General features: G+C 73.4%; 21 protein-coding genes. 9 read left to right on the top strand and 12 right to left on the bottom strand.

Translation table 11 applies throughout. The annotated features are described in order from the left end of the window. Positions 1-13: 13 nt before the first annotated feature. The 3 genes from ACZ7MF_RS13485 to ACZ7MF_RS13475 are packed head-to-tail and all read right to left on the bottom strand — an operon-like array spanning position 14 to position 2,986. The gene (locus tag ACZ7MF_RS13485; protein ID WP_356857377.1) at positions 14-826 is read right to left on the bottom strand and encodes an ABC transporter ATP-binding protein; all 813 of its coding nucleotides are present in this window, start codon (positions 824-826) and stop codon (positions 14-16) included. Next, a complete protein-coding gene (locus ACZ7MF_RS13480) occupies positions 823-1,734 on the bottom strand; it encodes an ABC transporter permease (RefSeq protein WP_471476753.1) in 912 nt (303 codons plus the stop codon). The genes ACZ7MF_RS13485 and ACZ7MF_RS13480 overlap by 4 nt, the downstream gene beginning before the upstream one ends. Next, positions 1,721-2,986 carry an ROK family transcriptional regulator gene (locus ACZ7MF_RS13475; RefSeq protein ID WP_471476751.1) on the bottom strand — a complete coding sequence of 422 codons (1,266 nt, stop codon included), beginning with the start codon at positions 2,984-2,986 and terminating at the stop codon, positions 1,721-1,723. The genes ACZ7MF_RS13480 and ACZ7MF_RS13475 overlap by 14 nt, the downstream gene beginning before the upstream one ends. A 236-nt stretch (positions 2,987-3,222) precedes the next feature. Between ACZ7MF_RS13475 and ACZ7MF_RS13470 the strand changes: the two genes are divergently transcribed. The 4 genes from ACZ7MF_RS13470 (at position 3,223) to ACZ7MF_RS13455 (ending at position 8,430) form a co-directional block, all read left to right on the top strand. After that, positions 3,223-4,581: a family 43 glycosylhydrolase gene (locus ACZ7MF_RS13470; protein ID WP_471476750.1), complete on the top strand. Its 1,359-nt coding sequence runs from the start codon at positions 3,223-3,225 to the stop codon at positions 4,579-4,581. Between the two features lie 130 nt (positions 4,582-4,711). After that, entirely contained in the window at positions 4,712-6,871 is a 2,160-nt protein-coding gene (locus ACZ7MF_RS13465) for a SpoIIE family protein phosphatase (protein ID WP_471476748.1), read from the top strand. Next, positions 6,871-7,542 carry a CBS domain-containing protein gene (locus ACZ7MF_RS13460; protein WP_471476745.1) on the top strand — a complete coding sequence of 224 codons (672 nt, stop codon included), beginning with the start codon at positions 6,871-6,873 and terminating at the stop codon, positions 7,540-7,542. The genes ACZ7MF_RS13465 and ACZ7MF_RS13460 overlap by 1 nt, the downstream gene beginning before the upstream one ends. 153 nt (positions 7,543-7,695) lie before the next feature. Beyond that, positions 7,696-8,430, top strand: a complete 735-nt coding sequence (locus ACZ7MF_RS13455; protein WP_471476743.1) for a TetR/AcrR family transcriptional regulator — start codon at positions 7,696-7,698, stop codon at positions 8,428-8,430. A 13-nt stretch (positions 8,431-8,443) separates the two neighbouring features. On the opposite strand, the gene ACZ7MF_RS13450 is transcribed toward ACZ7MF_RS13455, so the two are convergent. After that, positions 8,444-9,391 (bottom strand): LysR family transcriptional regulator, encoded by a 948-nt coding sequence (locus tag ACZ7MF_RS13450; RefSeq protein ID WP_471477232.1) that lies wholly within the window; start codon positions 9,389-9,391, stop codon positions 8,444-8,446. A 107-nt stretch (positions 9,392-9,498) separates the two neighbouring features. Here ACZ7MF_RS13450 and ACZ7MF_RS13445 point away from each other — a divergent pair, with 107 nt between their 5' ends. Beyond that, positions 9,499-10,812 carry an aspartate aminotransferase family protein gene (locus ACZ7MF_RS13445; protein ID WP_471476741.1) on the top strand — a complete coding sequence of 438 codons (1,314 nt, stop codon included), beginning with the start codon at positions 9,499-9,501 and terminating at the stop codon, positions 10,810-10,812. 58 nt (positions 10,813-10,870) lie between these two features. Here ACZ7MF_RS13445 and ACZ7MF_RS13440 read toward each other — a convergent pair whose 3' ends face one another. From ACZ7MF_RS13440 to ACZ7MF_RS13425, 4 genes are all read right to left on the bottom strand, one after another. Beyond that, entirely contained in the window at positions 10,871-13,090 is a 2,220-nt protein-coding gene (locus tag ACZ7MF_RS13440) for an MMPL family transporter (protein WP_471476739.1), read from the bottom strand. A gap of 241 nt (positions 13,091-13,331) precedes the next feature. Next, positions 13,332-13,895, bottom strand: a complete 564-nt coding sequence (locus tag ACZ7MF_RS13435; RefSeq protein ID WP_471476737.1) for a hypothetical protein — start codon at positions 13,893-13,895, stop codon at positions 13,332-13,334. Further along, complete coding sequence (locus tag ACZ7MF_RS13430) at positions 13,892-15,406, bottom strand: ATP-binding protein (protein ID WP_471476734.1); 1,515 nt, start codon at positions 15,404-15,406, stop codon at positions 13,892-13,894. Before ACZ7MF_RS13430 ends, ACZ7MF_RS13435 begins: the two co-directional genes overlap by 4 nt. Then, entirely contained in the window at positions 15,403-16,101 is a 699-nt protein-coding gene (locus ACZ7MF_RS13425; RefSeq protein ID WP_471476730.1) for a response regulator, read from the bottom strand. The genes ACZ7MF_RS13430 and ACZ7MF_RS13425 overlap by 4 nt, the downstream gene beginning before the upstream one ends. Positions 16,102-16,262: 161 nt before the next feature. On the opposite strand from ACZ7MF_RS13425, the gene ACZ7MF_RS13420 reads away from it, so the two are divergent. The 3 genes from ACZ7MF_RS13420 (at position 16,263) to ACZ7MF_RS13410 (ending at position 19,703) form a co-directional block, all read left to right on the top strand. After that, the gene (locus tag ACZ7MF_RS13420) at positions 16,263-17,099 is read left to right on the top strand and encodes an SGNH/GDSL hydrolase family protein (protein ID WP_471476727.1); all 837 of its coding nucleotides are present in this window, start codon (positions 16,263-16,265) and stop codon (positions 17,097-17,099) included. Positions 17,100-17,292: 193 nt separating this feature from the next. After that, the gene (locus ACZ7MF_RS13415; protein WP_471476725.1) at positions 17,293-18,549 is read left to right on the top strand and encodes an acyltransferase family protein; all 1,257 of its coding nucleotides are present in this window, start codon (positions 17,293-17,295) and stop codon (positions 18,547-18,549) included. 77 nt (positions 18,550-18,626) lie between these two features. Further along, a complete protein-coding gene (locus ACZ7MF_RS13410; protein ID WP_471477231.1) occupies positions 18,627-19,703 on the top strand; it encodes a MerR family transcriptional regulator in 1,077 nt (358 codons plus the stop codon). Between the two features lie 39 nt (positions 19,704-19,742). Here ACZ7MF_RS13410 and ACZ7MF_RS13405 read toward each other — a convergent pair whose 3' ends face one another. Beyond that, complete coding sequence (locus ACZ7MF_RS13405) at positions 19,743-20,843, bottom strand: winged helix DNA-binding domain-containing protein (RefSeq protein WP_471476723.1); 1,101 nt, start codon at positions 20,841-20,843, stop codon at positions 19,743-19,745. Then, on the bottom strand, positions 20,840-21,262 hold the full coding sequence (locus tag ACZ7MF_RS13400; RefSeq protein ID WP_471476721.1) for a VOC family protein: 423 nt from the start codon (positions 21,260-21,262) through the stop codon (positions 20,840-20,842). Before ACZ7MF_RS13400 ends, ACZ7MF_RS13405 begins: the two co-directional genes overlap by 4 nt. Before the next feature lie 110 nt (positions 21,263-21,372). On the opposite strand from ACZ7MF_RS13400, the gene ACZ7MF_RS13395 reads away from it, so the two are divergent. Beyond that, on the top strand, positions 21,373-22,374 hold the full coding sequence (locus ACZ7MF_RS13395) for a helix-turn-helix transcriptional regulator (protein ID WP_471476718.1): 1,002 nt from the start codon (positions 21,373-21,375) through the stop codon (positions 22,372-22,374). A gap of 16 nt (positions 22,375-22,390) precedes the next feature. Here ACZ7MF_RS13395 and ACZ7MF_RS13390 read toward each other — a convergent pair whose 3' ends face one another. Further along, entirely contained in the window at positions 22,391-23,602 is a 1,212-nt protein-coding gene (locus ACZ7MF_RS13390; protein ID WP_471477230.1) for a Cmx/CmrA family chloramphenicol efflux MFS transporter, read from the bottom strand. 99 nt (positions 23,603-23,701) lie between these two features. Continuing rightward, a complete protein-coding gene (locus ACZ7MF_RS13385; RefSeq protein WP_471476716.1) occupies positions 23,702-25,996 on the bottom strand; it encodes an FdhF/YdeP family oxidoreductase in 2,295 nt (764 codons plus the stop codon). Positions 25,997-26,012 lie beyond the last annotated feature (16 nt).

Raw genomic sequence — 26,012 nt, 5'->3', positions numbered from 1 at the left:
GGTCCCTTCCGGGTCATGACGTCGGGGAGTGGGAACCGGAAAGGGCGGCGGTGCGGCCTTCCTGGTGGTAGACGGAGTGCCACACGCGGTTGCGCAGTGCGGCGAACTCGGGGCTGAGCCGGAAGGCCTCGTCGCGTTCGATGGCGGGGTCGACGTCGACGACGTCGTAGACGCGCCCGGGTCGGGCGGCCATGACGACGACGCGGTTGGCCAGGAACACGGCCTCGTCGACGTCGTGGGTGATGAACAGGACCGTGCGCTTGTCCTGGCTCCAGGTCTTCAGCAGCTGCTCCTGGAGCTTGACCCGGGTGAGCGCGTCGAGGGCGCCGAAGGGTTCGTCCATCAGCAGGATCGAGGGGTCGACGGCGTAGGCGCGGGCGATGGCGCAGCGCTGGCGCATGCCGCCGGAGAGGGTCTTGGGAAGTGCGTCGGCGAAGCGTTCCAGGCCGACCAGTTCGATGAAGTGCTCGGCCCTGGCGCGGCGTTCACGCTTGGGCACGCCGGTGGTCCGGAGGCCGAACTCGACGTTCTGCCGTACGGTCAGCCAGGGGAAGAGGGCGTACTGCTGGAAGATGACGCCGCGTTCGGGTCCGGGCCCCGAGACGGGTGCTCCGTCCACCAGGGCGCGGCCGTCGGTGGGTGTCTCCAGCCCGGCGAGGATGTTCATCAGGGTGCTCTTGCCGCAGCCCGAGGGGCCGACGACGGTGACGAACTCGTGGTTCGCGATGTCGAGCGAAACGTCGTCGAGGGCGGTGAAGGTCTCCCGGCCCAGCGAGAAGGTCTTGGTGACGTGCTGGACGGAGATCTTGGCGGGTGTGCTGGTCATCGGCGTTCCTGCCATCGGGTGAGCCGGCGTTCGGCGAGGAGGAGGACGCGGTCCATGAGGAGACCGAGGATCCCGATCGAGATGAGCCCGACGAAGATGGTCGGGAGGTCGTAGTAGAGCTGGGCGTTCTGCATGCGGTAGCCGAGGCCCTCCTGGGCGGCGATCAGCTCCGCGGCGACCAGGGTGGCCCAGGCCGAGCCGAGGCCGACCCGCATGCCGACGAGGATGAAGGGCGTGGACGCCGGCACCACCACGCGGGCGAAGATCGTGGCGTCGCCCGCGCCGAGGACCCGGGCGGCGTTGATCAGGGTGCGGTCGACGTTCACCACGCCCTGGAAGGTGGAGATCACGCAGGCCAGGAACGCGGCGAGGAAGATGACGAAGATCTTCGGGGTTTCGTCGATGCCCATGGCGACCACGGCCAGCGGGATGATCGCCAGCGGCGGGATGGTGCGGAAGAACTGGATCCAGGGCTCGATCAGTCCGCGCAGGATGCCGTACCAGCCCATCAGGAAGCCCACCGGGACGGCCACGGCCGTGCCCAGGGCGAAGCCGATGAGGACCCGGGTCAGGCTGGCGAGGGCGTCGTCGGCGAGTGTCCCGTCGCTGATCAGGGTGGCGGCGCGGTCGACGACTTCCGGCGGTGTCGGCAGCTTGAATCCGGCGGACGCGAGGGCCCACCAGAGGGCGATGCCGAGTGCGACGGACACGGCGTTCAGCACGAGGGGCAGCCCGCGCCTGCCGGAACGGGAGCGCCCCGGCGCGGACTTGGCGGCGCCTGCCGCGGCGTCTCCCCCGGTGGTGTCGCCCGCGGTGGTGTCGCCCGCTTCGGCCTCGGGCGAGGACCCGGGCCCCTGCTCGGGCCGCGGGTGCCGCTGGTCGGCACTCCGCTTGTCAAGGACGGACATGGGCGGCTCCTTCGGTGGCGGAGTGGGGTGCATCGGAACGGCCCTTCACGTCGGCGGTTTCGGGATACCTCGCCAGGAGGGGTGAGCTGTGGAAGACCGCGGCGAGCGCGCCGATGGCGCCGTCGTCGTCGGAGAGCCGGGCCGCGGCGACGGCGGGTCCCGCCGACGCGGTCGGGAAGATCTCGGCGGCGAGGGTGGCGGCGACCTGCTCCACCAGGACGGGCGCCAACCTGGTGATCTCGCCGCCGATGACCACCTTCGCCGGGTTCAGCATCATGGTCGCGGCGCCGACCACCCGGCCCAGCGCCCCCGCGGCCTCCCGCAGTACCCGGTCCACGACGGGGTGGGCGCGGCGCACGGCGGCGGCGAGGTCGTCGAGGTTCTCCAGGCGCAGACCGAACTCCCAGCACGCGGCGAGGATTCCGGGCACCGAGGCCACGGTCTCCAGACAGCCCCGCTTGCCGCAGCGACAGGGGCGGCCCGCCGGTTCGACGGTCACGTGCCCCAGTTCGCCGGCCAGCCCGGAGGAACCCGTCACCAGTTGACCGCCGACGACGAGTCCGCCGCCGACGCCGTCCGACAGGCGTACGTAGACCAGGTCGGCGACGCTGTCGGCGCCGCTGATCGCCTCGGCGAGGGCCGCCAGCCGGGTGTTGTTGTCGACGATGACCGGTGCGTCGAAGCGTTCGGCGAAGGCCACGTCGACGCCCTCGGGTGCCGGGCGCAGCACGGTGGTGCCCCCGGCGGCGCGCGGCCAGGCCGCCCCCTCCGGGGCCGGGTAGGGACCGGGCACGCCGATGCCGATGCCCTGCAGCGCCCCGTAGTGGACCCCGGCCTCGCCGCTGAGCCGGTCGACCAGTTCCAGGGCGAGTTGCGTGCGGGTCGCCCAGGTCGCGGTGTCCTCGTACCGGACGGAGCCGGAGACCATGATCTCGTGCGAGGCGTCGGCGACGACGACGTGGACGCGCCGGTGTCCGAAGTCGACGCCCATGAACTGCGCCGACGCCGGGTCGAGCGCCAGCCGTTCGGCGGGCCGCCCGCTGCCCTCCCGGCGGGAGGCGTCGGTGTCGACGACGACGATGGCACCGCGTTGCAGGAGGTTGCCGGTGATCTCGGACAGGGTGGTGCGGGACAGGCCCACGACCCGGGCGATCTCGCCGCGGCTCATGGCGCCGTTCTCCTGCAGCGCACGCATGACGCGCTCTTCGTGGGTCCGCCTGACCAGTGCGTGCACTCCGCTGGGCATCTGCATGCCGGTCAAGGTAGGGAGGCTCGATTATTCCGTCAACACTCCGACAGAAAGACGCAATGAAGTCTTCACAATGCCAGGTGGACCGCGCCCTGTGCTTGCGGGCCCGACTGGATTATTCGTCCGCCCTGTTGACGTAAATGTGCGGGCGTTCGCATGCTGTGCGCCATGCCCCCGTCATGCGGCCGCTGTGCCGCGCCTCGGTTCCCGGACGGGGACGACGAAGGAGAACCCGACTGATGACCGATGCCGAGTACGGACTCCCCCGACGATCCCTGCTGGCCGGTGCCGCCGGTGCGGGGGCGGCTTTCGCCCTGCCCGCCGGTGCCGCACAGGCGGCTCCCGCGGCGGCGCCCACGACTCCCCCGCAGGCCGGGGCGGGGCGGCGGTACCCGCGCAACTGGCCGGACCCGGAGCCGTACGGCGCCGCGGACACCCGGGCCGACCTGTGGCCGCGCGAGGACAACTCGTTCGTCCTCCCGCTGGAGCTGCGTCCTCGTGACGAGGAGCGCGGCACGGTCTGGATGCGCGACACCTACGTCAACTGCTTCGTCGTCGACGGCCGCCCGCTGTACGTCGCCACGGGCACCACCCGGGTGCCCGGACTCGAAGCCGCCGGCCCCTGGAACGACGGCATCTTCGTGTGGCTGGCCCCCTCCCTCAAGGGCCCGTGGCGGCTGGCCGACACCACCGGCATCCGGCCCGGGGCCGAGCGCGGCAAGGTGTGGTCGCCCGAGTTCGCCGGGGAGAACCGGCCCGGCCGCACGGTCGTCGCGCCCTGGCAGGAGTACTGGCACGATGAGCAGTTCGGCAAGCGCGGCCAGGCCTGGGCGCCGGAGCTGCACCACTTCCGGGGCACCTGGTACCTCGTCGCGTGCATGGGCGACCACTCCCGCAAGGTCGGCTCGTTCATGCTGGTGAGCGAGGGGGGCGTCGAGGGCCCGTACCGGCTGATCGAGGGCAACCTGGACAAGCCCTTCGGCGACTCGTTCATCGGGGGTCCGAAGTTCATCGAGCCCGGCGCCTACCACCACATCGACGGCGGCCTCTTCTCCGAGGGCGACGACGCGTGGCTCGTGCTGCACAACGACCTGTACGCGAAGTTCCGGGACGACATGGAGGACATCGTCACGACGACGGACCTGCCCCGGTTCCAGCAGACGCCCTACTCCCCCGAGCCGTACCTCGAAGGCGCCTACGTGTTCAAGCACCGGGGCAAGTACCACCTCGTCCACGCCGCCTGGGACCGTACGTCCGTCAACGCCGACGGCACCGTCCGCCAGGCCTACGACGTGCCCGCCGCGGGGCGCGTGCAGTACCAGTACGACGCGATCGTCGCCGTGGCCGACCGGTTCGAGGGGCCGTACGCCGAGCGGTACACGGCGGGTGTCGGAGCCGGTCACAACAACTTCTTCGCCGATCACCGGGGCGGCCTGTGGGCGACCTACTTCCAGAACCCGGCCGCCGGCTACTGGTCGGCGGCCTCGCGCGTCGCGGAGTCCGCGGTGCCCGGTGTCGTACGGCTGGAGTGGACCGGTCCGGCGGACGGCCGGCTGTACGTGCAGCGGGGGCCCCAGGGGCACGGCAACGGGCACTGAGCGGCGGTTCCCGTCCCGTCACTCCCTCGCATGCCGTCGCGACGGGACGGGCGTAGTGTCCAGATATGGGTGATGTTCGGGGCGGCCGGCGTCGGGCGGCCCTGTCGGCGCGGACGCGGACGGACGGCTGATGGACTCCGCGATGGCGGCCGTCGTGCGGGCGAGCGGTGCGTTCGGAGGGATCCTGTACGCACTGCCGCCCGGCGAGGACGCCGTGTGGCAGGTTCTGGTCACGGGGGTCCCCCAGGAGATGGCCGCACCGTGGCGGCGGGTCGGGCTGAAGGATCCGATGCCCGTGGCGGACGCCGTCCGCGAGCACCGTCTGGTGTGGGCGGGCGGCCGGGAGGAGATGGCCCGCGAGTATCCGCGGCTGGCGCTCGTCCTGCCGTACGACTTCTCGCTGGCGGCCGCACCGCTCGTCTCGGGCACCGCCCTCAGGGGCGGGCTGGTGCTGCTGTGGCCCGGGAACCACCCGGCGCGGCTGAGCGCCGGGGAACAGGACGTCATCCGGGCGGGCTGCCGCCGCCTGGGCGACAGCCTGCAGCGGGCCATCGACCGCGGCGAACCGGTGCGGCCGCCGGAGCGGCCCCGGACCCTGCCGCCGGCCGCCCCGCGCACCCCCTCCCCCGCCGAGGCGACCGCGCTGTCCGCCTTCGTGGACCGCCTGCCCGGCGGCTCCTGCGCGCTGGACCTGGAGGGGCATCTGACCTTCGTCACCCCGGGGGCGGCCGAACTGCTCGGCGTCGACCGGTCGCTTCTGGTGGGCGCCCTGCCGTGGGAGGCGCTGCCCTGGATGGACGTGCCGCACGTCGAGGACCGCTACCGGGCCGCGCTGGTCAGCCGGAGGCCGCAGGGCTTCACGGTCCTGCGCCCGCCGAAGACGTGGCTGTCCTTCGAGCTGTACCCGGACGCCACCGGACTGAGCGTGCGCATCACCCGCGGCAGCCCGGACGCGGACGCGCCCCCGTCCCGGCCGGTACAGGCCTCGGGTCCCAGCCGTGCCACCGTGCTGTACCACCTGATGCACCTGGCCTCCACCCTCACCGAGGCCGTCAGCGTGCAGGACGTGGTCGAGCAGACCGCCGACCAGCTGATGCCCGCGCTCGGGGCGCAGGCCATGGTGGTGATGGCCCCGGCGGACGGCCGTCTGAAGATCGTCGGGCAGCGCGGCTACCGCCCAGAGCTCCTGAGGCGCTTCGACGGGGCCCCGCTCACCACGGCCGTCCCCGGGGCCGACGTCATGGCCACGGGGGTGCCGGGATTCTGGACGACCTTCGAAGAACTCCACCACGCCTACCCCGCCATGACGCACGAGGACGGGATGGCCGCCTGGGCCCTGCTGCCGCTGATCGCCTCCGGCCGCCCCATCGGCTCGCTGCTGCTCTCCTACCGACGGCCCCACGTCTTCCCGCCCGGCGAACGGGCCGCCCTCACCTCGCTGGCCGGTCTGGTCGGGCAGGCCCTGGACCGCGCCCGCCTCTACGACGCCAAGCACCACCTCGCCCACCGCCTGCAGTCCGCCCTGCTGCCGCACACCCTCCCCGACGTGCCCGGGCTGAACGTCGCCGCCCGCTACCTCCCGGCCGCCCGGGGCCTGGGCATCGGGGGCGACTTCTACGACGTCATCCGCCTCGACGAGCACACCGCGAGCGTGACCATCGGCGACGTGCAGGGGCACAACGTGGACGCCGCGGCGCTGATGGGGCAGGTCCGCACCGCCGTGCACGCCAACGCCACCGTGGGGGCGCCCCCCGACGAGGTGCTGGCCCGCACCAACCGTCTGCTCACCGACCTCGATCCCGGCCTGTTCACCAGCTGCGCCTACGTCCACCTCGACCTGGCCACACACCGCGCCTGTGTGGCGCTCGCCGGGCACCCGCCTCCTCTGGTGCGCCACGCCGACGGGCGCGTCGAGACCCTGCGGGTGCCGCCGGGCCTGCTGCTGGGCATCGAGCCGGACACCGTGTACCCCTCGCTGGAGTTCCCGCTGCCGCCGGGCAGCGTGCTCGCCCTGTACACCGACGGACTGGTCGAGGCGCCCGGGGTCGACCTGGACGACGCGATCGCGGCCCTCGCCGGTCTCGTGGAACACGGCGACCCCGGCGACCTGGACGCCATGGCCGACACCCTGATCCGGCACGCGCCCACCCCGGGCGACGACATCGCCCTGGTCCTCGTCGGTCCCCGCGCGTCGGCGCCGGGGCACTCCCGGGGCCGATCGATCGTTTTCAGGGACGAGAAGGACGAACGCCGGTCGACGCGGGCCGGCAGTGGAGGAGAAGACCCTTAATGAAACACCAGAGGGTGCGCGATCTGATGAGCGACGCCGTGGTCCGCGTGCAGCGGGGCACACCGTTCAAGGAGATCGCCCACCTGCTGCTGGAATACGACATCACGGCGGTGCCGGTCGTCGACGGGGAGAACCGCCCCGTGGGGGTGGTGTCGGAGGCCGACCTCCTGCAGAAGATGTGGGGCGGGGAGCCCGACGGTTCTCCCGAGCACGCCGAGTGGTCCCGGGTCTCGGCGGGCAAGGCGGACGCCACGGACGCGGCCGGGCTCATGACCTCGCCCCCGCTGTGCGCCCTGGAGAGCTGGAGCGTCGTGGACGCCGCGCGGGTGATGGCACGGCACCGCATCAAACGGCTGCTGGTCGTCGACGGGGACGGGCGGCTGGCCGGGGTCGTCAGCAGAAGCGACCTGTTGCGGGTCTTCCTGCGCACGGACCGGGCGATCCGCACCGAGATCATCGAGGAGGCCCTGGTCAAGGCGCTGGGTCTGGCTCCCTCGTCGGTGCAGGTGGACGTGGCGCACGGTCATGTCGTGCTCAGTGGCCGGCTCCCGTCCCATGTGTCCGCCCCGCTGCTGGAAGAGCACTGCCGGAGCGTGGACGGCGTCGTCGCCGTGGAGTTCAGACCGGCCGGCGAGGCCGACGCCGAGGGCCCCGCGGCCGTCGGCTCCTGAGATCCCGCCCGTCGGCGGACGCCCGCCCGTGCCCGCCTCCCCCGGGGAAAGGGGAGGCGGACACGGGGCGAGGATCGTTGACAGTGTGAGATCTGCCTAACACTGTTCGGCTTCTTGATGACCCATCAGTCAGTGGCGCCCTAGGCTCGCCGCATGCCCACAGAGCGACACACCACCACGGCTCCCGTCTCCCTCCGCGAGCGGCGCCGGACCGCCGCGGCGCGGGAGATACTCGACGCCGCCGAGCAGCACATCGGCGAACACGGTCCCGCCGCCCTGTCGCTGCGCGCGGTCGCCCGCGGTCTCGGCATGACCGTGCAGGCGCTCTACCACTACTTCCCGAACCGCGACGCCCTCGTCACCGCCCTCATCACCAAGGCGTACGGCGAGCTGTCCGACGCGTTGCAGGCCGCCGCCGACGGCGTGCGCACGTCCCCCTCCACACCCCGTCTGGTCGCGGTGGCCGAGGCCTACCGCGACTGGGGCGTCGCCCGTCCGGAGCACTTCCAGCTCCTCTACGGGACGCCGCTGCGCTACTACGCGGCACCCGCCGAGGGCCCGACCACGCAGGCGGTCCGCCGGATGGGCGCGATCTTCCAGCGCGAGCTGTTCGCCGGCTTCACCCCGGCGCAGCTCGCCGCGGCCGAGGTCCCCGCGCTCTCGCCGGCGTACCGGGAGCATCTGGAACAGCTTCCCCTGCACGCCCAGGGCGATCTGCCGCCCGCCGCGGTCTCCCTCTTCCTGAGCGCGTGGGGGCACGTGCACGGCCTGGTCGTCCTGGAGGTGTTCGGGCACACCGCGTTCCTGGGCGACCATCAGGCGGAGGTCTTCCGCACGTCGGTCCGGATGATGCTGGAGGACATCCACCGCCGGATCCCCGCCGCCTGAGCGGGCGCGGCTCTCAGGGGCGCGGGGCTCCCTCCCGGCCCTCGCCCGAGGGTTCGGGGGCGGACAGGGCCTCGATCTCGGGGTGGTCGCGCAGGGCGGCGATGACCGCGTTCACCGCGGCGCGCTGCGGGGCGCCCCGCCGCACCACGACGGCGACGTTGCGGTGCACCGGCGGGCTCAGCCGCCGGGTGACGACGGCGTGGTCCGCGGTGACCGCGAGGGCGGGCAGCAGGGCGATCGAGCCGGTCGTCTCGACGTGCCGCAGCAGCATGAGGTAGTTGCTGAACCGACAGGCCACCCTGGGTTCGAACCCGGACTCGCGGCACAGCCGCACGGTCAGGTCCGCCATGTAGGACTGCGGCCGGTCGCAGGCCCAGGTCTCCTCCTTGCACGCCGCGAGGTTCACCGCGGCGCGGGCGGCCAGCGGATGGCCGTCCGGCAGCACCAGGAGGACCGGGTCGCTGCCCAGCGACATGACGTCGAGGTCCGCGCCCCACGTCAGGCCGGAGTAGTCGGTGGTGGTGACGATGACGTCGGCCTCGCCGGAGCGCAGGGCGGGACCGCTCTCGTGCGGTTCCATCTCGACGAGTTCCAGGCGCAGGTGCGGATGGGTGGCGGCCAGCCGGTTCGCCGCCGGGACGGCGAGGCTGTAGATCGCGCTCTGGAACACGGCGAGCCGGACGGTGCCGATGGGCTCGTCGTTCAGGGCGCGCAGTTCGGCCTCGACGTCGGCCATCCGGTCGAGGATCTCCCGGGCCCGGCGGGCCAGCAGGAGTCCGGCCGGGGTCAGCCGCACCCGCCGCCCGGTCCGCTCGATGAGCCGGCACCGGGTCTCGGTCTCCAGCACCGCCAGTTGCTGGGAGACCGTCGACGCGCTCAGGTGCAGCGTGTCGGCGACCGCGCGGACGGTACCGAGCGTGTCGAGCTGGCTGAGCAGGTGCAGCCGTCCGGAGTTGAGCACGGAGCCGATGGTACGGCGCACCTCGGCGATCTGTACGGTTCTGCCGTACAGCACCGTCGAATCTGTGCGATGGACACGCGCAGCGGCCGATCCCTACCGTCGGTCGCATGCCTTCCGAGACTTCCGGCGCCGACCTGGGGCGCCACCTGATCCGCTACTCCGGCCACGCACCCTTCTCGCCGGAGGTCGTCGTGCGCGCCGCGGGCACCTCCGTCTTCACGGAGAACGGCCGTGAACTGCTGGACTTCACCTCCGGTCAGATGAGTGCCATCCTCGGGCACTCCCATCCGGCGATCGTCTCGACGGTGCGCGAACAGGTCGCGCACCTCGACCATCTGCACAGCGGCATGCTCAGCCGCCCGGTCGTCGAGCTGGCCCGCCGGCTCGCCGGCACCCTGCCCGCGCCGCTGGAGAAGGCGCTGCTGCTGACCACCGGGGCGGAGGCGAACGAGGCCGCGGTGCGGATGGCGAAGCTCGTCACCGGGCGCCACGAGATCGTCTCCTTCGCCCGGTCCTGGCACGGCATGACCCAGGCCGCCGCGAACGCCACCTACAGCGCCGGACGCAAGGGCTACGGCCCCGCCGCACCGGGCAACTTCGCACTGCCGGTGCCGGACCGCTACCGCCCCTCCGTCGTCGGCGCGGACGGCGAGCTGGACTGGCGTCGCCAGCTGGACCTGGGTTTCGAGATGATCGACGCCCAGTCGGTCGGCAGTCTGGCCGCGTGCCTGGTCGAGCCGATCCTCTCCTCGGGCGGCGTCGTCGAACTTCCGCCGGGCTATCTCGCCGCCCTGGCGGACAAGTGCCGTGAGCGCGGCATGCTGCTGATCCTGGACGAGGCCCAGACGGGGCTGTGCCGGACCGGCGACTGGTACGCCTTCGAGCACGAGGGGGTCGTCCCGGACATCCTCACGCTGTCCAAGACGCTGGGCGCGGGGCTGCCGCTGGCCGCCGTGCTGACCACCCCCGAGATCGAGCAGCGGGCGCACGAGCGCGGGTTCCTGTTCTTCACCACGCATGTCAACGACCCGCTGCCCGCCGCGGTGGGCAACACCGTCCTCGACGTCCTGGTCCGCGACCGGCTGGACGAGCGGGCGCGCAGGCTCGGCGCCGCGCTGCGGGAGGGCCTCGACAAGCTCGCCGCCCGCCACGAGGTGGTCGGCGACGTCCGGGGCCGGGGGCTGCTGCTGGGCATGGAACTGGTCGGCGACCAGGTGCTGGGCGAGGGCGGCGCGGACCGTCTCGGCGCCGCCGTCACCCGGCGCTGCTTCGAGCTGGGGCTGCACATGAACATCGTCCAGCTCCCGGGGATGGGCGGGATCTTCCGTATCGCGCCCCCGCTGACCGCGAGCGACGACGAGATCGCCCGCGGTGTGGCCGTCCTCGACCAGGCTCTCGCCGACGCCGCCGGAGCCCTGTAGCCCGAAGGCCCCGGTGTCCCTGGGGGTACCAGGGACACCGGGGCCGTGTGCGCGTGGGTCAGACTCCGGCCGTCTCCGGCTCGCGGGCGGGCTCCGTGGGAGCGGCGGTGTCGCCGAGTTCCCGGTGCAGCTTCTCGCCCTCGACGTCGACGTTCGGCAGGACGCGGTCCAGCCACCTGGGCAGCCACCACGCCTTGGTGCCGAGCAGTGCGAGCACCGCGGGCACGATGGCCATGCGGACCACGAAGGCGTCGAAGAGCACCGCGATCGCGAGGCCGAAGCCCATCATCTTGATCATGGCGTCGTTCTCCAGGATGAAGCCCGAGAAGACGCTGATCATGATGATCGCGGCCGCCGCGACGACCCGGCCGCCGTGGGTGAAGCCCGTGGTGACGGACTCGGCGGCGGACTCTCCGTGGACGTACGCCTCCCGCATGCGGGTGACGAGGAAGACCTCGTAGTCCATGGCGAGGCCGAAGACCACACCGATCATGAAGATGGGCATCATCGACATGATCGGGCCCGGCTGGTCCACGCCGAACACGTCGGCGAGCCACCCCCACTGGAAGACCGCGACCACCGCGCCGAGCGCCGCGGCCACCGAGAGCAGGAAGCCCAGGGCCGCCTTCAGCGGGACGAGGACCGAGCGGAACACCAGCATCAGGAGCAGGAAGGCGAGCCCGACGACCAGCGCCAGGTAGGGGATCAGCGCGTCGTCCAGGGTCTGCGAGAAGTCGATCGTCATCGCGGTCGCACCGGTGACCAGCATGGTCGCGCCGGTGTCGGCCCTGATGTCGCCGGACAGCGAGCGGATGTCGTGCACCAGCGACTCGGTGGCGACGTCGCTCGGGCCGGTCTTGGGCATCACGGTGAGGACGGCGGTGTCGCCCTCCTCGTTGAAGTTGGCCGGGGTGACGGCCGCGGCCTCGCCCAGTCCGGTGATCTTCTCGCCCACGGTGTCCGCGGCGGCCTTCGGGTCGTCCGCGCCGCGTGCGTCCACAGTGACCATCAGCGGGCCGTTGAACCCGGCCCCGAAGGACTCGGACAGCATGTCGTAGGCCTTGCGCTGGGTGGTGTCGGGGGCCGAGCTGCCCTCGTCGGGCAGGCCCAGTTCCATGCCGGCGGCCGGTACCGCGATCACGCCGAGGCCGAGGACCGCGGTCAGCAGGACGGTGACCGGGCGCCGCTGTACGAAGCGGGCCCACCGGGTGCCGAGCTTCGGCTTGCCGGAGGCGGCCCGCGCCCCGGCGGGAGCCTTGCGGTCCTTGCGGCTGAGCGCCTTCTTGCCGGCGAAGCCGAGCAGGGCCGGGGTGAGGGTGAGGGCGATCAGCACGGCGATGCCGACGGTGCCCGCGGCGGCCAGGCCCATCTTGGTGAGGATCGGGATGTTGACGATCGCGAGACCGGCCAGGGCCACGACGACGGTCAGTCCGGCGAAGACGACCGCGGAGCCCGCGGTGCCGACCGCGCGTCCGGCCGCCTCCTCCGGGGCACGGCCCTCGGCTATCTCGGCCCGGTAGCGCGAGACGATGAACAGGGCGTAGTCGATGGCGACCGCGAGGCCGATCATCATGGCGAGGGTGGAGGTCGTGGCGGACAGCTCCAGGGTGCTGCCGAGCGCCCCGATGGCGGAGATGCCGATACCGACACCGATGATCGCCGAGAGCAGCGGCATGCCCGCCGCGACCAGGGAGCCGAAGGTCAGCAGGAGCACGATCGCGGCGACGCCGATGCCGATCAGCTCGGCGGTGCCGCCCATCTCCTGCTCCGCCACGACCGCGTCGCCGCCGGTCTCGACCGTGTACCCGCCCGCGCGCGCGCCGTCGGTGGCGGCCGTGAGCGAGTCGCGGGCCTCGTCGGTCAGCTCCATCGCGTTGACCTTGTAGGTCACGGAGGCGTAGGCGGTGGTGCCGTCCTTGCTGACGGCGTTCGCCTCGAACGGGTCGTCCACCGAGGAGACCTGCGGGCCGGCCTCGAGGTCGGCGACCAGGTCCTTCACCCGGTCCTTGCCGGCCGCGTCGGAGATCTTCGCGCCCTCCGGGGCACGGATCACGACGCGGGCCGTGGCGCCCTCGGCACTGGCGGCCGGGAACTGCTCGTCGAGCAGGTCGAACGCCTTCTGGGACTCGGTGCCCGGCATGGAGAAGGAGTCTTCGGGCGGGGCCGGCGCCGCGGACGAGGCGACGCCGGCGCCCACGAGTATGGCCACCCACAACAGGGCGACCAGGCCGCGGCGCCGGAACGCCCTCCGGCCGAGTCGATAGAGAAACGTAGCCACCTTTTGGACCAATCCGTCGGGTTTACGGGCAGGACGAAGACCCGGCACATGGGGGGAAGGCGGAGGCGCTGACCGGGGTACACATCCATGCTCGCCCGGGGTTCGAGGTGTTTGATCCGACCCTGGGTCTGGACTGGCGTACTGCGTCGGGTGTAGTGGGGTCCCGCGCTCCTCTCCCCTCGGTGTAGATCACGAAGATGGGTGTACTCCGCATTTCGTTGCCGCGGGCAGCCGACGCCGCTCAGCCGGTGACGGGCGTGGCGTTGCCGCCCGCACCGCAGCGCAGCGTCCAGGGCGTGGCGGCTCGGGTGCCGCTCTCGTGGATCCGGACGTCGACACGCTCGGCGGGGCGGCCCCCCGGGACGTCGGCGTGGGCCGCGGTGCAGACCAGCTGGCTGACCGCGGTCACGTCGAGGTCGCCGGCGCTGACCCGGAGGGGGACTACGACGTCGACGGCGCCCTCGCTCGTGGTCGCGGTGAGCCGTCCGGCCGCTCTCGACTCGACGTGGGTGGTCAGGCCGCGCTCGCGCTCGGCCGGGGTGGGGCCCTCCAGGAGCAGGTCGAGGGCCTGCTGGGGCGCGAGGTCGGCGTCCGTCCGCCGGGTGACGGGGCGGGTGCCGTAGGGGCCGGCGAAGTACAGGCGCACGGTGCTCGCCCCGTCGCCGGGCCGCTGGACGCCGGAGGCGGGTGCGCCTGCCTGCACCGGGCCGGTGGTGCCGATGCCGCAGCCGGTGGCCCCGGCGGCGAGCAGCACGGTGAGGGCGAGGGCGGCCCGATTCGGGTGCGGAAAGTGGCGGGATGTCATGTCGTTCCCGGGGAGGAGGCGGCCCGCGGCAGGGTGAGGGTGAAGACGGCACCCCCGTCGGGGTGGTTGGCGGCGGTGAGGGTGCCGCCGTGCAGGGCGGCGTTCTCCTGGGCGATGGCGAGTCCGAGGCCGCTGCCGCCGGAACGGGGGCGGGCCGCGTCGGCCTTGTAGAAGCGGTCGAAGACGTGCGGGAGCGCGTCGTCCCCGATGCCGGGCCCCCGGTCGGTGACGGTGACCCGGACCCGGTCGTCCTGAGCGCGGACGGCGACCGTCACGGGCGGGCGTCCGTGGTGCAGCGCGTTGGCGACCAGGTTGCCGAGGACGACGTCGATCCGGCGGGGGTCGACGCGTACGGGCGCCGGTTCGGGCAGGTCGGCCCGGACCCGCTCGTCGTGGGCCCAGCCGCGCAGTTGCAGGGTCTTGGTCACGAGGGTGCGCAGGTCGACGTCCTCCCGGTGGACGGGGGCGGCCTTGGCGTCGAAGCGGGAGACCTCCATGAGGTCCTCCACCATGCGGGCCAGGGTGCGCACCTCCTCGCTGATCAGCCGGACGGCGTCCTCCGTGTCCGCGGGCAGCACACCCGAGGCGGCGTCCTCGTCGAGGACCTCGGTGACCGCGGCCATGGCGGCCAGCGGGGTGCGCAGTTCGTGGGCGACGTCGGCGGCGAAGCGGCGGGCGCCCGCCTCGAGCCGGCGCAGTTCGGCGGCGTCCCGCTCCAGGGTCTCGGCCATGGTGTTGAACGAGCGGGTCAGGTCGGCGAGCTCGTCGTGGCCCTCGGTGTCCAGGCGGGTGTCCAGCTCCCCGGCCGCGATGCGTTCGGCGCCGTGGCGCAGCCGTCGGACGGGCCGCAGGACGCTGCGCGCCGCCACCAGGGCCGGGACGAGGGAGAGGGCGAGCGCGGGAACGGCTCCGGCCTGGGCGGCGGTGACCAGGGCGTCGATGTCGGCCCGGTCGTCGTCGAGGGGGAAGACGGCGTACACGGTCAGCCCGGAGAGCGGGTCCGGGTCCGGGCCCGCGTTCCCAGCTTCGTCGGGGGTGTAGGCGACGGGCATGCCGAGGGCCAGCCACGGGCGGCCGTCGTGTTCGGTCCGCTGGTGGACGGCCCGCCCGGTGTCCTGGACGGTCTCCCGCAGTCCGTCGGGGACGGGTGCCGCGCCCGGGGAGGCCGAGACCGGTTCGCCGCCCCGGTAGGAGGCGGACGCGTGCCAGGCCCGGGACCCGCCGGCCTGGTCGATCTGCCCGGTGAGCCCGCGCAGGTCCTCGTCGGTGGGCGGCAGGGCCAGGTCGGGGGCGAGGGAGTCGAGCTGGGTGCGCAGATCGGCGACGGCGGTCTCCGCGGCGCGGTCGAGGATGGCCGCGCGGGCCCGGTGGAAGGTGAAGCCGGCGGTGAGCAGGGCACCGAAGGCGGCGGCCAGGAGGAAGGCCACCACCAGCCGGGTCCGCAGCCCGCGGGGCGGGTACGGCCGGAGCCTGCTCGCGGCGAGCCGGAGCGGTGGCCGCAACCGGCTCACAGCGGGCCGAATCGGTAGCCGAAGCCGCGCACGGTCTGCACGTACACCGGTCTGCGCGGGTCGTCCTCGATACGGGCGCGCAGCCGCATCACGCAGGCGTCGACGAGGCGGACGTCGCCGTAGAAGGAGTGTTCCCAGACCTGTTCCAGCAGTTGCTGGCGGGAGTACACCTGCCCGGGGGTGGCGGTGAGGAACAGCAGGAGCTTCAGTTCCGAGGGTGCCAGGAGCAGCTCGGTGCCGTGCTTGGCCACCACCAGGGTGGTGCGGTCCACCGTGAGGTCCGCGTGCCGCTCGGGGCCGGCGGCGGGATTGGGCGCGCCGCCGTCCTGGGCGGGCGCGACCCGGCGCAGGACGGCCCGGATCCGCGCCTCCAGCAGTTCGGCGCCCGCCGGTTTGACGACGTAGTCGTCGGCGCCCGCTTCCAGGCCGACGACCATGTCGATCTCGTCGCCGCGCGCGGAGAGGATGATGATCGGGATCCGTTTGCTCTCCCGGATCCGGCGGCACACCTCCAGACCGCTCATGTTCGGCAGCATCAGGTCGAGGAGCACCAGGTCGGGCCGGTGCCGCTCCAGGGTCAGCAGGCCGGTCTCGCCGCTGCCCGCGACGGCCACCTCGTGCCCCCGGCGTTTCAGCGCGAGCGAGACGCCTCTCTGTACGGCGGGGTCGTCTTCGATGAGCAGGACTCGTGCCATGGGGGTGCGCTCTTCTCCGGTTTCCTCGGCTCGGCTTCCTCGGCTCGGCGGCGGCCGTCTTCTGCCAGCGTGCTCGAAGCGTATGACGCCGGGTTCCGCGTCATGTGAGGAAACGATGACAGCCCTCCCCGGGCCGGGCACGGGTGGCCTGTGCTGGAGGCATGGACAACGAGATCAACTCCAGCGGGCGGTCGCTGCCCGCCCGCCACGCCGTCGGGTACGCCCTGGCCGCGGCCGTGGCACTCGCCCTGACCGGCTGTCAGGGCTCCGGCACCGGCGTCGAGGTCTCCGCGAGCGACAGCGCGGCGGCCGGCACCCCGGACGGCGGGAAGGACTCCTCCGACGGAAAGCGGGACGACAGGCCGCGACGCCTGCTGTGGATGGGCGACTCCATCGGTGAGGCCCAGGCGCCCGCCCTCGACGCGGCCATGAAGGCCGGGGGCGTCGCCTTCAAGTCGGTGGCCGCCGCCGGCGGCGGCGGGGTCGTCGGCGAGATCGCGGCACCCACCTGGGACAGCCTGCCGAAGACGCTGAAGTCCTTCGCGCCGGACGTCGTCGCCTACCAGGTCACCACCTACGACTGGGGCACCCCGGCCGAACAGCGCGCGGCCTACGAACGCCTGGTGAAGACGGTGAACGAGGCGGGGGCCGACCTCCTCCTCGTCTCCGCCCCGCCGTTCAAGATCGACGACTTCTACCGGCCGCACGAGGCGGAGATCGCGTCCGCGCCGCGGTCGGCGAAGAGCGTGGCCGAGGAGCACCCGGACACGGCCGGCTTCCTCGACGCCGCCGCACTGTGGGGCGACGACAGCGGTTCCGAGCAGGCGCAGCGCAGCGAGGACGGCATCCACTCCTGTCAGCAGGGCTCGGCGGCGTTCGCCGTCTGGTTCGGCGAGCAGCTGGAGAAGCGGTACGGCTTCGACCCGGCCGCCGCCGACACGTGGGCCACCGGTGCGTGGACCGGCGAGAAGGTCTACAGCCGGCTCGGCTGCGCCTAGGGCCTGTCCGGCGGATCCTGCCGCAGACGCGGGGTCTGGCACGCGCATCTGCGCCGACGAGGTACCGCTTCTTTCCTGCGATCTGATCCGCCGGACAGGCCCTAGCCCCACGGCGGAACCCGGCCCGCCGACCCGCCCACCGCGAGGCGGTCGCGGGCCGGGGACGCCTCGCCCCTTCGACGGAGACCACCCCATGCCCCTGCCGGCCACACCCTTCCCCGCCCACCGCCGCGCCCGCGCCGCCCTCTCCCCCGAGCCGCGGCCGCCACGGCGGCACATCGCCCCGCTGGACGGCCTGCGCGGCCTCGCCGTCCTGGGCGTGCTGTTCTTCCACGCCGGTCATTTCGACGGCGGGTTCCTCGGCGTCGACCTCTTCTTCGTCCTGTCCGGCTTCCTCATCACGGGCCTGCTGCTGAAGGAGGCGCGGGCCCGTGACGGCCGGATCGACCTGCTCGCCTTCTGGGGCCGGCGCGCACGGCGGCTGCTGCCCGCGCTCGCGGTCGTGCTCGCCGGGACCCTGCTCCTGGTGTGGGCCCTCGGCCCGCCGAACCTGCTCCGGTACGCCCTCGACGACGGACCGTGGGTGGCCGCGAACCTCGCCAACTGGCACTTCGTGGCCGACCGGGTCGGCTACTGGGACTCGGCCGGCACCAGGGTCTTCAGCCATCTGTGGAGCATCGCGGTCGAGGAGCAGTTCTACGTGGTGTGGCCGCTGGTGCTCTGTCTGGTGGCCCGCGGCCGGGGCGCCGGACGGCGGGTGGCCGCCGTGGCCGCGGCCGGTGCCGTCGCGTCCCTGGTCCTGATGGTCGTCCTGACCACTCCGGCCGACACCACCCGGGTCTACGAGGGCACCGACACCCGTGCCTTCTCGCTCCTCCTCGGAGCGCTGGCGGCCACCGAGCCCGCCGCGCGACTGGTCTCCCGCCTCGGCGAACGCGCGGCCGGCCGGTGGAGCCTCGCCCTGGCGGCGGGCATCGGGGCGTACTGGATCGCGGCCGACGGCCAGAACTCCCCCTCCCTCTTCCGGGGCGGGCTGTTCCTCCACGCCCTGGCCGCCGCCCTGCTCGTCGCGTGCCTCGCCCGGGCTCCCCGCACACCGGCCGGGCGCTTCCTCGCCGCCGCGCCGCTGCGCCGGCTCGGCGTGGTCTCGTACAGCCTGTACCTGTGGCACTGGCCCGTGTACGTGCTGCTGAGCGAGGAACGGCTCGGCCTCGAGGGGGCTCCCCGTACGGCGATGCTGCTCGCCGTGTCGGTGGCGCTCGCCTGGCTCTCCAAGGTCCTGGTGGAGGACCCGGTCCGGTTCCGGGCCCGCTGGGCGAAGGGCCGCACCGGGGCGGTGGCCCTCGTCGCCGCCTTTGCCGCGCTGGCCGCGCTGTGGGCGGCGGTCCCCCAGCCGCGAACCGGGGAGGGCTCGGTCGACGTCACACGTCTCGGGTCGGGCGGCGGTTGACCTTCACCTTGGGGCAGGCCGCAGCATCGGTGTCACCGGGCGACGCGCCCGGTACGAGGAGGGGTGGGCACGTGGACGTGGAGTTGCTGACCATAGGGGCGTTCGCGAAGGCGACCCGGCTGTCGCCGAAGGCGCTGCGTCTCTACGACGAGCTGGGCCTGCTGCCGCCCGCCCGCGTCGACCCGGTCACCGGCTACCGCCACTACGCCCCGGAACAGGTGGAACGGGCCCGGCTCGTGGCCTGGCTGCGCCGCCTGGGGATGCCGTTGGTCCGCATCCGGCACGTGTGCTCCCTGGACGCGGGAGCGGCGGCCGGGGAGGTCCGCGCCTTCTGGGCACGGGCCGAGGCCGAGACCGCCGCCCGACGGGACCTGGCCGCCTTCCTCGTCGACCACCTGACCCGGAAGGATCCCGCCATGTCTCCCAGCAGTCCTGCCCTGAGCATGCGCTACGCCGCCGCCTCCGACACCGGCCTGGTCCGCGAGCGCAACCAGGACACCGCCTACGCCGGTTCCCGCCTGCTGGCCGTCGCCGACGGCTTCGGCGACGAGGGGGCTCCGGCGAGCGCCGCCGCCGTCGAGTCGCTGCGGCGGCTGGAGACCGGCGGTGTCCCGGCGGACGGCCTCCTCAACGTCCTCGCGGACGCGGTGGAGGAGGCCGAGCGGGCCGTGCACGACGCCGTGGGAGCCGGTGCCGCGCAGCAGCAGGCCGGTACGACCCTCACCGCGATGCTCTGGACGGGGTCGCAGCTGGGCCTCGTCCACATCGGCGACTCGCGCGTGTACCTGCTGCGCGACGGGGAGCTGTTCCAGATCACGCACGACCACACCGTCGTGCAGTCGATGGTCGACGAGGGCCACATCACGCCGGAGGAAGCCGTGTCCCACCCCCAGCGGTCGCTGCTGGCGCGGGCCCTGGGCAGGGGCGCCGACGCCACCGCCGAGATGCGCCTGCAGGACGCCCGGCCCGGGGACCGCTACCTGCTCTGCTCCGACGGCCTGTCGACGGTGGTGCCGGGCGACGAGATCCGCCGGGTGCTGGCCGCCCCGGGCGAGCCCGGGGCGGCCGTCCGGGAACTGGTGGCCCTCGCCAACGGGTCCGGCGGTCCCGACAACGTCAGCTGCGTCGTCGCCGACGTCGTGCCCGGGGCGTGACACCGCCCGGCGCCGAGCACAGTCCGGGCCGGCCGCCCCTCACGGCGGTGCCGCCCCGACCGTGACCCGGTCGCTGTCGCCGTCGGAGAGGAAGGACGCGAGGGCCTGCCCCTCCTCGGCGACCTCGGCGCGCTCCGGCCGGGTGAGCCGGCGCAGCGGGGTGACGGTCACCGTGCCGTCCTCGACGGTCCAGGTCGCCGAGACCCTCCCATCGACGAGGACGAAGCGGGCGCCGGTGACCGACAGGCCGCGGTGCGGGTCGTCGATGATCCGGCCGCGGTCCTGGTAGCCGAGGACCGCGTTGTCGAAGGCGGGCAGGAACCGGACGGGCGCGGGGGTGTCCGGGTCGGGGCGCGGCGCGCCGGGCAGGTCGAGCAGTTCCCGGCCGCGCTCGTCGCGGAAGGAGACCAGTTCCCCGCGGACCGCCGCGACCGCGGCCGGCAGCCCCGTGAGCCCGCACCAGGCACGCAGGTCCGCCGAGGCGGCCGGCCCGAACGCGGCCAGGTAGCGCCGTACCAGCTGCTCCCCGACCGGATCGGTGCCCGGCGGGGCGGGCGGGTCCACCTCGCGGCCCAGCCAGTGCGCCACCGGGGCGTTGCGCACCCCGGCCCTGGTGCGCCACAGCCCGCGCGGCGGCAACTGCACCGTCGGGATCAGCGCCGCGACCAGCAGCTCCCCCAGCGGCCGCGGTCCCGCGTCCGGCCACCGCGCGGCCACGGCGCGGGCGAGGTCGCCCATCGAGCGGGGCTCGCCGTCGGCCAGGACCGCGCGGCCCGCCGCCGCGAGCTCGTCGGGGTCGACCCCGGCGAGCTCGCGGCGGTAGGTGCCGAGGACGCGTGCGCGCAGCATGGCGTCGTGGCGCGACCGCCAGGCCAGTACGTCCTCGGCGGTGACGAGATGGACGGTGCGGCGCATCAGGTGGGTCCGCACCGCCCGACGCCCGGTCAGCAGGTCGTCGAGCACCCGCGGGGCGAAGTCGCGCAGCCGCGACCACAGCCCGACGAAGGGTTCCTGGGGCTCCTGTGCCTGCATGCCGCCGAGGTGCGCGACGGCGCCGAGCACCGGGCGGTCCGCGCGCTCGAGCAGCAGCTGCCGGGCGAGGGCCGCCCGGTTCAGCGACCGGGCGCCGAGCACGCTCACGCGTTGTACTCGCTCACGACGTCCAGGACCCAGGTGACGCCGAACGGGTCCCGCAGCATGCCGTAGAGGGGCGCCCACTGGGCGGTACCCAGGGGCCGCAGGACGGTCGCGCCCTCGGCGAGCCTCTCCCAGTACGCGGTGATCTCCTCGGTGGTCTCACCGCGGACCGAGACGAAGAACGCGTTCTCGCCCTGGTGGTACGGCAGGTCGGACGGCACGTCGTAGGCCATCACGGCCAGGCCGTCGGCGGTGGACAGCTGGCCGAACATCACCTGGTCGGCCGCGGCGGGATCCTGGACGCTGCCGGCGTCCTTGTACGTCACCAGGGTCAGGTCCCCGCCGAACACGGCCTGGTAGAAGGTGAGGGCCGCGCGGGCGTCACCACGGAAGTTGAGGTGGGTCACGGCTTTGGCGGTCATGTCGGGCTCCTTGCCTCGGAGGGAAAGCTGGGCCGGTCCGGCCCCGCGACGCCCACTCTGCTTCAGGTAGCGGTCAGGTTGTGGCCGCTATGTGCGGCAGCATGGTGGCCATGCAGAAGACCTCCGCCCGGCTGCTGTCCCTGCTCTCGCTGCTCCAGGCCCGCCGGGACTGGCCCGGTGCGGTGCTGGCCGAGCGGCTGGACGTCAGTGCGCGCACGCTGCGCCGCGACGTCGACCGGCTCCGGGAGCTGGGCTACCCCGTCCGGTCGGTGAAGGGTCCCGACGGCGGCTACCGCCTGGACGCCGGGACGCGGTTGCCCCCGCTGCTCTTCGACGACGAGCAGGCGGTCGCCCTCGCGGTCGCGCTGCGGACGGCCGCAACCACCGGCGCCGGGATCGAGGACGGGGCCGAGCGCGCCCTGACCACCCTGCGCCAGGTCATGCCCGCCCGACTGCGGCACCGGATCGACGCCCTCCAGGTCACCTCCGTCACACGGTCCGCGCCCCGGCCGCAGCCCCAGGCGGACACCGGCGTCCTGCTGGCGCTCAGCGCCGCCGTCCAGGCACGCGAGGTGCTGCGCTTCGACCATGCCCCGGGCCGCCCCGCGGACACCGGGGCCGCGCAGGCGCCGCCCCCGCGCCGGGTGGAGCCGCACCATCTCGTCACCCGGGGCGGGCGCTGGTACCTGGTCGCCTGGGACCTGGACCGCGCGGACTGGCGGGTCTTCCGCGCCGACCGGATCACCCCGCGCACTCCCACCGGCCCGCGCTTCGCGCCCCGGGACCTGCCCGGCGGGGACGTGGCCGCCTTCCTGACCGGCAGGTTCCGCGGCTCGGACGGCTCCCCGGACTGGCCCTGCCGCGGCACGGCCGTACTCCACCTGCCCGCTTCCGCGGTGTCCCCGCACGCCGCCGACGGGACGGTCGAGGAGCTGGGTCCCGACCGCTGCCGGCTCACGACGGGCTCCTGGTCGTGGCCCTCGCTCGCGGCCGCCTTCTGCCTCTACGACACCGACATCGAGGTGGTCGGCCCGCCCGCGCTCGAGGAGGCGTTCGCCGGGCTGGCCGACCGCTGTGCCAGGGCCGTCGCGGAGCGGCCCGGGCGACGGTGAGCGCCGGGGCCCGGCGTCACACCCGCTGGGCCCGCTCCAGGCTCGCGGTCTCGGTGGCCGGGCCGCCGCCCGTCACGATGCGCGACCGGGTGTGCAGCCGCAGGGAGACGGCGGCGAAGGCGATCGCGACCAGGGTCATCGCCCCGCCCGCCCAGGCGGTGGCCTCGTAGCCGAGGTCCGCGTCGATCACCGTGCCGCCGAGCCAGGGCCCGCCGGTGTTGCCCAGGTTGAACGCGGCGGTCGTCGTCGCGCCCGCGAGGGTGGGCGCGGCACCGGCGACGTTGAACATGCGCGCGTTGAGCGCGGGTGCGGTGTAGAACGCGGAGACGCCGAGCAGCAGCGACAGGACGATCACGGCGGCGGGGCTGGAGGCGAACAGCGCGAGGGCGGCCAGCAGCACCGTCGAGGCGGTGATGCCGGAGAGCAGTACGCCGAACAGGTGGGCGTCGGCGACCCGGCCGCCGATCGTCGTGCCGATGAGCGCGCCGACGCCGAACAGCGCCAGCACGGTCGGCACCCACCCGTCCGCCAGCCCGGCGACGTCGGTGAGCAGCGGGGCGAGGTAGGAGAAGGCGCAGAAGACACCGCCGGCGGCGAGCGCGGTCACGACGATGGACAGCCAGACCTGGCGGTCCCGGTAGATCGCCAGTTCGCCCCGCAGCCGGGGCCGCCGCTCGGGCAGCGGGATACGGGGGATCAGGGTCACCACGCCGACGAGCGCGACGGCGGACGCGCCGCCCACGGCCCAGAACGCGGACCGCCAGCCCAGGTGCTCGCCGAGGAAGGCGCCCGCCGGGACGCCGAGGACGTTGGCGATGGACAGCCCGCCGATCATCACGGCCATCGCGCGGGCCCGCGAGGTCACCGGCACCATCGCGATGGCCACGGCCGCGCCCACCGCCCAGAAGCCGGCACAGGCGAGGGCGCTGACGACCCGCGAGACGAACAGGACCTCGTAGCTCGTCGCGAGCGCGCCCGCGACCTGACCGACGCCGAACACCGAGATCAGCGCGACCAGCGTGGTCTTGCGGGGCAGGCGCAGGGTCGCGACGGCCAGCAGCGGAGCGCCGACCACCATGCCGATCGCGAACGCCGATATCAGCAGCCCGGCTCGCGGGATCGACACGTCCATGTCGTCGGCGATGGGCGGCAGCAGCCCGGAGAGCATGAACTCGCTGGTGCCGAGGGCGAAGACGGACAGGCCGAGGATGTAGACGGCGAGCGGCATGCGTCCGGCCGTGGGCCGTGGGGAAGAGTCGGGCATGACAGGTGTCAACGGGGCCCCGCTTCCCGCCATTCCCGCGGCGGGGCCCGTCTCACGATGCGGCTACGGTGTCACGCGCTCCAGCCGGACGACGATGCCCTTCGAGGTGGGCTGGTTGCTGATGTCGGCGACGCTGTCCAGCGGGACCAGGACCTGGGTCTCCGGGTAGTACGCGGCGGCGGACCCGCGGGCGGTGGGGTAGGCGACCACCTCGAAGCCCTCGGCGCGCCGCTCGGTGTCGTCGTGCCAGACGCCGACGACGTCGACGCGGTCTCCCTCGGCCAGGGACAGGGCGCTCAGGTCGTCCGGGTTGACCATGACCACCCGGCGGCTGCCGTGGATGCCCCGGTAGCGGTCGTTCAGGGTGTAGGGGATGGTGTTCCACTGGTCGTGGGAGCGCAGGGTCTGCAGCAGCAGGTGGCCCTCGGGGACGTCGGGCGTGCGCCAGGTGTTGCGGGTGAACACGGCCTTGCCGGTGGCGGTGCGGTAGACGCCCTCGTTGACGGGGTTGGGCAGCCGGATGCCGCCGGGGCGTGCCACGCGCCGGTTGAAGTCGTGCAGGCCCGGCACGACCCGGGAGATCCGGTCGCGGATCGCGCTGTAGTCGGCCTCGAACTCCTCCCAGGTCACGTTCCCGGGGCCGGTGCCGAGGGTGCGGCGGGCGAGCCGGCACAGGATGGCGACCTCGCTGAGCAGCAGGGGCGAGGCGGGCTTGAGCCGTCCGCGGGAGGTGTGCACCTCGCTCATGGAGTTCTCCACCGTGACGAACTGCTCGCCGCCCGCCTGCTGGTCGCGTTCGGTCCGGCCGAGGGTGGGCAGGATCAGCGCGGTCCGTCCGCAGACGGTGTGGGATCCGTTGAGCTTGGTGGAGACGTGGGCGGTCAGGCGGCAGCTCCGCATGGCCTCCTCGGTGACCGCGCTGTCGGGTGCGGCCCGGACGAAGTTGCCCGCCACGCCGAGGAAGAACTTGATCCGGCCCTCCCGCATCGCCCTGATCGAGTCGACCGAGTCGAGGCCGTGGGCGCGCGGCGGGTCGAAGCCGAACTCGTCGCGCAGGGCGTCCAGGAAGGAGTCCGGCATCTGCTCCCAGATGCCCATCGTGCGGTCGCCCTGGACGTTGCTGTGGCCGCGCACGGGGCAGGCGCCGGCTCCGGCCCGGCCGAGGTTGCCGCGCAGCAGCAGGAAGTTGACGATCTCCCGGATGGTGGGCACGCCGTGCTTGTGCTGGGTGATGCCCATCGCCCAGCAGACGACGACCCGCTTGCTGCGCAGTACCTCGTCGCGGACCCGCTCGATCTCGTCGCGGGTCAGACCGGTGGTGGCGACCACGTCGTCCCAGGAGGCCTGCCGGACGTGCTCGGCGAACTCCTCGAAGCCGCTGGTGCTGTCCCGGATGAACGCGTGGTCCAGGACCGTGCCGGGCCGGGCGTCCTCGGCCTCCAGGAGCAGCCGGTTCAGCGCCTGGAACAGGGCGAGGTCGCCGCCGGGGCGGATGTGCAGGAACCGGTCGGCGATCCGGACGCCCTGGCCGATCACCCCACTGGCCTTCTGCGGGTTCTTGAACCGCAGCAGCCCCGCCTCCGGGAGCGGGTTGACGGCGACGATGCGGGCGCCGTTGCGCTTGGCCTGCTCCAGCGCGGACAGCTGCCGCGGGTGGTTGGTGCCGGGGTTCTGTCCCACCAGGAAGATCAGGTCGGCGTGGTGGAGGTCGTCGAGGCTGACGGTGCCCTTGCCGGTGCCGAGGGTCTCGTGCAGGGCGAAGCCGCTCGACTCGTGGCACATGTTGCTGCAGTCGGGCAGGTTGTTGGTGCCGTACGCGCGGGCGAAGAGTTGCAGGACGAAGGCGGCTTCGTTGCTGACGCGGCCCGAGGTGTAGAAGACCGCCTCGTCGGGGCTGTCCAGGGCCTTCAGTTCCCCGGCGAGCAGGTCGAGGGCGTCGCGCCAGCTGATCGGCTCGTAGTGGTCGGATCCGGGCCGCTTGACCATCGGCTCGGTGAGCCGTCCCTGCTGGTTCAGCCACAGGTCGGAGCGCTGGGCCAGGTCGGAGACGGAGTGCTCGCGGAAGAAGCCGGCGGTGATCCGCCGCGTGGTCGCCTCGTCGTTGATGTGCTTGGCGCCGTTCTCGCAGTACTCGTTGCGGTGCCGGTGGCCGGGTGCGGGGTCCGCCCAGGCGCAGCCCGGGCAGTCGATCCCGTCGACCTGGTTCATGGTCAGCAGGTCCACCGCGGTTTCCTTGGGGGACGTCTGCGCCAGGGAGTACTCCAGTGCGTGCACCACGGCGGGCACGCCCGCGGCCCAGGTCTTGGGCGGGGTGACGGTCAGGTCGTCCCGGGGTTCGTCCCTGGGCGGCTTCTTCATCGGGGGGATCGCCTCT

This window comes from Streptomyces sp. NPDC111628, from assembly GCF_055635195.1.
The sequence above is the reverse complement of the archived record's forward strand: the minus strand, read 5'-3'. Positions and strand labels throughout refer to the sequence as shown.